Origin of the sequence: Arthrobacter sp. SO3, assembly GCF_020532825.1 — a bacterium.
Lineage (GTDB): Bacteria > Actinomycetota > Actinomycetes > Actinomycetales > Micrococcaceae > Arthrobacter.
Genome location: NZ_MQTS01000156.1, coordinates 1 through 6,885 on the forward strand (window position 1 = coordinate 1; position 6,885 = coordinate 6,885).

At 69.2% G+C, this 6,885-nt stretch carries 4 protein-coding genes and 1 pseudogene; 4 read left to right on the forward strand and 1 reads right to left on the reverse strand.

The genetic code is table 11. The features are described 5' to 3' along the window. Nucleotides 1-309: 309 nt before the first annotated feature. Nucleotides 310-1,794, forward strand: a complete 1,485-nt coding sequence (locus BJQ90_RS14490; RefSeq protein WP_226760947.1) for an amino acid permease — start codon at nucleotides 310-312, stop codon at nucleotides 1,792-1,794. A gap of 130 nt (nucleotides 1,795-1,924) precedes the next feature. On the opposite strand, the gene BJQ90_RS14495 is transcribed toward BJQ90_RS14490, so the two are convergent. After that, a complete protein-coding gene (locus tag BJQ90_RS14495; protein ID WP_226760948.1) occupies nucleotides 1,925-3,334 on the reverse strand; it encodes an MFS transporter in 1,410 nt (469 codons plus the stop codon). Between the two features lie 129 nt (nucleotides 3,335-3,463). Between BJQ90_RS14495 and lhgO the strand changes: the two genes are divergently transcribed. The 3 genes and pseudogenes from lhgO to BJQ90_RS14510 form a co-directional block, all read left to right on the forward strand. Continuing rightward, nucleotides 3,464-4,669, forward strand: a complete 1,206-nt coding sequence (lhgO, locus tag BJQ90_RS14500) for an L-2-hydroxyglutarate oxidase (RefSeq protein ID WP_226760949.1) — start codon at nucleotides 3,464-3,466, stop codon at nucleotides 4,667-4,669. 313 nt (nucleotides 4,670-4,982) lie between these two features. After that, nucleotides 4,983-6,197: a hypothetical protein gene (locus BJQ90_RS14505; protein WP_226760950.1), complete on the forward strand. Its 1,215-nt coding sequence runs from the start codon at nucleotides 4,983-4,985 to the stop codon at nucleotides 6,195-6,197. Beyond that, nucleotides 6,198-6,885: pseudogene (locus BJQ90_RS14510) on the forward strand (hypothetical protein); the annotation flags it as partial.

Here is a 6,885-nt window from a genome sequence, read left to right on the forward strand (position 1 = left end):
CCCCGCGCCCCACCCGAGGCCCGGGCAGCGGCCTCCGCCGGCGTCGCAAAATCCGGCCCTGACGCCGGGAAACACCCCTTTTCCGCCGCCGGGGCCGGACCCGACCGGGGGGCCGCAGCGCCGCCGGCCGCCAGCAGACAGCCGCGTCCGGGTCGCCCCCGCCCCCCGCGGAAGGGGCGCGGTCCTGGCCCTAGTCTTGAACAACCGGCCCGAACTGTTACCTCCGTCACACCTGCGACGGATCCGCGCGGCCACCGTCGCGGCATCACAGCTGAGCCACCTGCCGCTTGGGACAAGGAAAGAAGCCTGATGACTGAACGCACAATTTTGGTGCCCAAGAGCACCGAGTCGGAATCTGCCACGAAGGGCCAGCACAACGAACCGCATCTCGCCCGCGCCCTGGGCAACCGCCACATCCAGCTGCTTGCCATTGGCGGCGCCATCGGAACCGGCCTGTTCATGGGTTCCGGCAAAACCATTTCCCTGGCCGGCCCGTCCGTCATTTTCGTCTACATGATCATCGGTTCCATGCTGTTCTTCGTCATGCGGGCCATGGGCGAGATCCTCCTCTCCAACCTGAACTACAAGTCTTTCAGCGACTTCGCCGGCGACCTTCTGGGCCCCTGGGCGAGCTTTTTCACCGGCTGGTCCTACTGGTTCTTCTGGGTGGTGACCGGTGTGGCCGACATCGTCGCGATCGCCGGATACGTCGACAAGCTCGCACCCGGCACGCCGCTGTGGATCCCGGCCCTGATCACCCCGGTCGTGCTGATCCTGCTGAACCTGCCCAGCGTCAAGGCGTTCGGCGAAGCGGAATTCTGGTTCGCCATCATCAAGGTGGTCGCCATCCTCGCCCTCATCATCACCGGCATCGTCATGATCGCCACCCACTTCACCTCCCCCAACGGCGCGGTGGCCAGCCTGTCCAACCTCTGGAACGACGGCGGCATGTTCCCGCACGGCATGTTCGGCTTCGTCCTCGGCTTCCAGATCGCCATCTTCGCTTTCGCCGGCATCGAACTCGTGGGCACGGCAGCCGCTGAAACGAAGGATCCCGAGAAGAACCTGCCGCGCGCCATCAACTCGATCCCCGTCCGCGTCCTGCTCTTCTACGTTGGCGCCCTGGTGGTCATCATGGCCGTCAACCCCTGGCACAGCATCGACCCGGCCAGCAGCCCGTTCATCGGCATGTTCACGCTCGCCGGGCTGGGCATCGCCGCGGTGGTCATCAACCTGGTGGTGCTGACCTCCGCCGCCTCCAGTGCCAACTCCGGCATCTACTCCACCTCCCGCATGGTCTACGGCCTCGCCCAGGACGGCAACGCCCCGAAGGCCTTCGGGAAGCTGAGCTCCCGCAAGGTCCCGCAGAACGCCCTGCTGTTCTCCTGCATCTTCCTGCTGGCCGGGCTGGTCCTGCTCTACGCGGGCGACTCCGTCATCGGCGCCTTCACCATCGTCACGTCGGTGGCCTCCGTGCTGACCATGTTCGTCTGGTCGATGATCCTCATCAGCTACATCGTGTTCCGCCGCCGCCGGCCCGCCCTGCATGCGGCGTCGAAGTTCAAGATGCCCGGTTCAGCCTTCATGCCCTACGTCGTGCTCGCCTTCTTCGGCTTCATGCTCGTGGCACTTGGCCAGGCCGACGACACCCGGCTCGCCCTGCTGGTAACCCCGGTCTGGTTCCTGCTCCTCGGCGCGGCCTGGCATTTCAACCGCCAGACACCGCTGCAGCAGGCCCGGATCGCCGAATGGAAAGCCGTCCACGACGCCGAGGCAGTCCCGGTAGCGGGCTAGGCAGCACCCATCTCCCGGGAACCCGGGAGAAGGTCCCGGGCACGCAAACTCCGGCCGGATCCAACCGGCCGGAGTTCGCGTGCCCCAGCGGGCGGCAGCACACCGGGCCAAGTCCCGGCGGGCGGCCGCCCTACCGGCGCCGGGCGACCCGCGGGGCCACCGCGACCGCGGCGACGCCGATCAGCGCGGTCAGGGCGAAGACCCCGGCGAAGGACGCCGCCGCCGTCGGGACTGCGGCGAAGATGATGCCCGTGGTGGCGAGGGACAGCGCTCCGCCGAGCGAGTCGGAAATGGACATCGCCGAACTGTTGAAGCCCTCGTTTTCCTTGCTGGACAGGGCCAGGGTCATCACGCTCAGCCGCGCGTACATCAGCCCCATGCCGCCTCCGGCGAACACCCAGGCGGTGATCACGGCGGCGGCCGGCCAGGTCAGCACCGTGGCCGCCAGCACCAGGACGACGGCGCCGAGCACGAGGGCCGCGCCGGTTCGAACCGCGCGGCGGTGATCCAGGCGCGGCCCGAGCCGGCCCTGGATCGCGGACCCTGCCGCCCAGGCGACGGCGCCGCCGGTCAGGGTCAGGCCGGCGAAGGTGGGCGAGAAGGCGTAGCGCTCCACCAGCAGGTAGGGCAGGTAGACCTCGGCGCCGAAGAACGCGCCGGCGGCCAGGCCGCGGGTGAGGATGACGCTGGGGAGTCCGCGGCGCGCGGTCAGGGTGCCCCGCGGCAGCAGCGGGCGGACGGCGATGAGGGCCACGACGACGGCCGCCACCGCCACGGCTCCGCCGGCCACCGGAAGCCTGGCCGAGAGGTTCAGGCCGAGCACGGCGAGCGCCGCGAGGGCGGCCCAGGCCAGCCTGCCGGAGGCCGAGGACTTCCGCGGAGCAGGATCGGACATGTCCCCCGGCGCGGCGCCCGCCGGGGTCCCGCCGTCGGGCGTGCCGTGCAGCCCGCGCAGTGCCGGCACAATCATCAGCAGGGCTGGCACCACCAGCCCCACCACGCCGAGGAACACCCAGTGCCAGCTGAGCAGCTGCGCCACGAGGCCGGCGGCGAAGGGCCCAACCAGCGAGGGAATCACCCAGGCTGCGGAAAATACCGCGAAGATCTTCGGGTGCAGTTCGGGCGGATAGACCCGGGCTATCACCACATACAGCGCCACCGTCATGGCGCCGCCGCCGAGGCCCTGGACCAGCCGGCCGGCCACCAGGGCAGGCATGGTCGCTGCGGTTCCGGCGATCAGCAGGCCCAGCGCAAACATGGCGACGGACGCGTACAAAGGGCCCACCGGGCCGCGCCTGTCGGACCAGTTGCCCGCGGCCACCATCCCGATGACGCCGGTGGCGAGCGGGCCGGCGAACGCCAGGGCGTAGAGGGCGGCCCCATCCAGCTCACGGCTGACCAGCGGCATGATCGTGGTCACCGCCAATGATTCGAATGCGGCCAGGAACACGAGAGCACAGGCGCCCAGCGTCACCAGCACGTAGTCGCGGTGGAAGATGCCGGCTGAGTCCAGCGTCGGAGCGGGGACGGAACGGGGCAAGGCCTGGCCTGATCGGTAGGGGAAGTTGACTCAAGGGGAAGCATGCCACAGCTGGCGGGCAGGACGCACCACCGCCCGGGCATCGGCTCTATACTCGCGTGAAGACCGAGGCGACAAGGATGCATTGACGTGAGCGAACGAATCGGAATCATTGGTGGCGGGATCGTGGGCATCGCGCTGGCACGGGCCCTCGTGCAGCGCGGATTCGGCGAGGTCACCGTCTTCGAGAAGGAGCACCGGCTGGCCACCCACCAGACCGGCCACAACTCCGGCGTCGTGCATGCCGGTCTCTACTACGCCGCAGGATCGTTGAAGGCACAGTTGTGCGTCGCGGGACGGTCGGCCCTGCGGGACTACTGCCTGCAGAAAAGCCTCCCCTACCGGGAAGTCGGCAAGCTCGTGGTCGCAGTCGACGAGTCCGAGCTGCCCGCCCTGGCCGAAATCGAAAAGCGGTCCAGGGCGAACGGCGTGCCCGGCCTTGCCCGGATCAACGGCGCCGCCGGGCTGCACGAGATCGAACCGCACGTCGCCGGCGTGGCGGCGGTCCACTCGCCGCACACCGCCGTCGTCGACTTCGCGGCGATTACCGAGGCGATGGCCCAGGACATCCGGGAAGCCGGCGGCAACATTCTGCTCGGACAGGAGGTGGTGTCGCTGGCCGTCGAGGGCGCCACCGTGCGGGCCGGCACTCCCGGGTCGGAGCACCGCTTCGACCGGGTGATTGCCTGCGCCGGTTTGCAGTCCGACGTCGTGGCCCGCCTGGTGGGCGCCGACCCCGCACCGAAAATCCTCCCCTTCCGCGGCGAATACTGGTCACTCAAACCGGAGCGGACTGCCCTGGTGCAGGGGATGATCTACCCGGTGCCTGACCCGCGCTTTCCCTTCCTCGGCGTGCACTTCACCCGCGGCGTGTACGACGACGTGCACGTGGGTCCCAACGCTGTCCCGGCGCTCGCCCGGGAGGGCTACCGGTGGCTCGCGGTCTCGGCGAAGGACACCTGGAACTCGCTGCGGTGGCCCGGGGCGGGTCCGCTGGCGAAGAAGCACTGGCGGATGGGGGTGGACGAGATCAGCGCGTCGCTTGTCAAGTCCCTCTACTACCGCAAGGCCCGGCGCTTCATCCCCGAGCTCACCATGTCGGACCTCACGGCGAAGACCGCGGCCGGTGTCCGGGCCCAGGCGTGGGGCCGTGACGGGGCGCTGCTGGACGACTTCGCCGTGGAGCAGGTCGGGCCGGTGACGCTGTTGCGGAATGCCCCGTCGCCGGCCGCGACGTCGTGCCTGGCCATTGCGGACTACCTCGTCGACCGGTACCTGCAGGTCCGGCGTTTCTGATCCCTGCCCGGCCGTCTGCAATGTCAGGTCAAAGTGCCCTACTTGGGGTTCCCTACTGAAACGTAGCCTGTGGCCTACAAGCTAAAGGGGGCCTGGGATGTCCGCTCGGGCAGTTGGGACAGCTGGATCTTTCCGGGCGGCGCCGGCGGCGAGGCACCGGCGGCGGCTTGCCTGCGCCGCCGTCGTCCTGCTGGCCCTGGCTGGATGTTCGTCCGGGCCCTCCGCGCCGGGCGGCCCGACGACGGCGGGTCAGTCGTCCAGCACCGCCCCATCGGCGGGCACTCCGGACAAGGTCTACACGGACCAGGAGCTGATGGCGATCATCAACGCCGTGGCCCAGAACCGGCAGGTCCAGGGAGGGGCCATGGACTCCCAGCGCCTGCGCAGCGCGGTGTCGGGCGGTGCCGGACCCATCACGACAATGGAGACGACGCCCGGTGACTGTGTGGTCCTCGCTCCCCGGAACCCGTTCGCCGGCTGGGCCGACAAAAGTGTGAACATGGCCCAGGGCGGGATCCCCATCGCGGCACAGTCGGGACCGACGACGACCGTCACTCTCACGGTCCGGAGCGCTGAGAAGGACGCGATCTCCCAGGCCGACTTCAACTACACGGACGATTTGGTTGGCCGCTGCGGCCAGTTCGACCTCGCGTACACGGAGTCCGGCAGGAGCTCGATGTATGCCGTCCAGCTTCTCCAGGCACCGCCGGCCGGGGAGAAGAGGTTCGCCTGGATGCAGAACACCAAGCCCCACCAGCCCCAGGACTACGGCTCGGTGGGGCTCCAGGTGCTGGCAGGTACGTTATCCGTCAGCCTGACTCTTTCCGTGGCCGAGCTGAACTCCGAGGCAGACGCCCGCCCGGCCCTCGATTCCATGGCCGGGCTGGCCCAGGAGCTCATCGACCAGGCTGCGCAGCACCCTCCGTCAGTGGCGCCGGCCCCGCCGAACCCGCGCACTCCTGATGATGTCGCAGCCCTGCTCAGGGGCGTCACCGGACCAAACGGCAACACGGTGGACAGGCCGAGCGCCGCTGTCATTGGCGCAGAGCGGCCCGGCGTGAATCCCGGCACTCCCTCGCAGGGGTCCCCGGCTCCGTGCACCTATAGCGACCCATCAGTCCTGCCGGGCTCGGTGGTCGGGCAGGGGACGATCCAGGGTTCGAACAAGATGGACTTCATCGATCTCATGGTGGCCAGCATGCCGACAACGGCAACCCAGCCGTACGTGTTCGACACCGTTGCGGCCACGCTTCGGGACTGCGCCACGATCCAGGAGGGCATGGGTGGCAGCACCCGCCAGTGGTCGGACCTCCAGCATCTGAGCGTGGGCCTCGCCGCGGACTCCAGCTACGCCGTCGCCTACCAACTCCCCGACGGGACCGGCGAGCGGCACGTCCTGGTCGGGGCCCGAAAGGGAACGTTGACGGTGCAGGCCAACGTTATTAAGTACTCGGATGCCGAGGTGCAGTCCGGCGCCGACGGGCTCGCAGCCGTGATCAGCCAGGTTTTCGCCAGGGCCGGCCTGTAGATGCGGCGCCGCCGTTGGATGGCCGGCGCGGCGGTGGCCATCATGACCCTCGCCGGCTGCTCCCCGCCACCCTGGGGCGCGCCGACGTCGTCCGCGCCCGGCAGCACTTCCCCCGCGAGCGCATCCCCCGCCGCCGCGGTGCCCGGCGAGGTATATACGGATCAGGAGCTTGTCGATCTGGCGACGGCTGTTGTGCGCTCACGGACTCTTCAAGGGCTCGTGATTGACACGCGGACGCTCCGTGACATGGCCAGGAACTTCCAGGGGCCGGGCAGCACCGGCACCACGACGCCGGATCACTGCTCCGCTTTCCGCATGTTCGAGGAGATGGAGACCACGGGGCGGGGCACCGAACTGGGCGTGAACTTCGCGGAGGGACGCCTGCCCCTCGCCGCGCAGCCGTCGCAGGCGACCATCGTTTTCGTGATCAGGAGCGCCCCGCCCGAAAAGCTTGCCGCCGCGGACTTCAACAAAACGGATGCCCTGGCCGCACAGTGCGCCCACTTCGAGCGGAGCTACACCACTTCCATGCCCGACGCCGGAGCGGCGCCGCCGCAGACGACCTATGAGGCCAACCTCGTGCCGGCTCCGCCCGTGGGGCAGCAGGCGTACGCGACTACGCAGAAAGCGAAAGGTCTGGGCCCCATGGACATGGGGACCGCCGGTCTGCAGGTGCTGGCGGGCACGG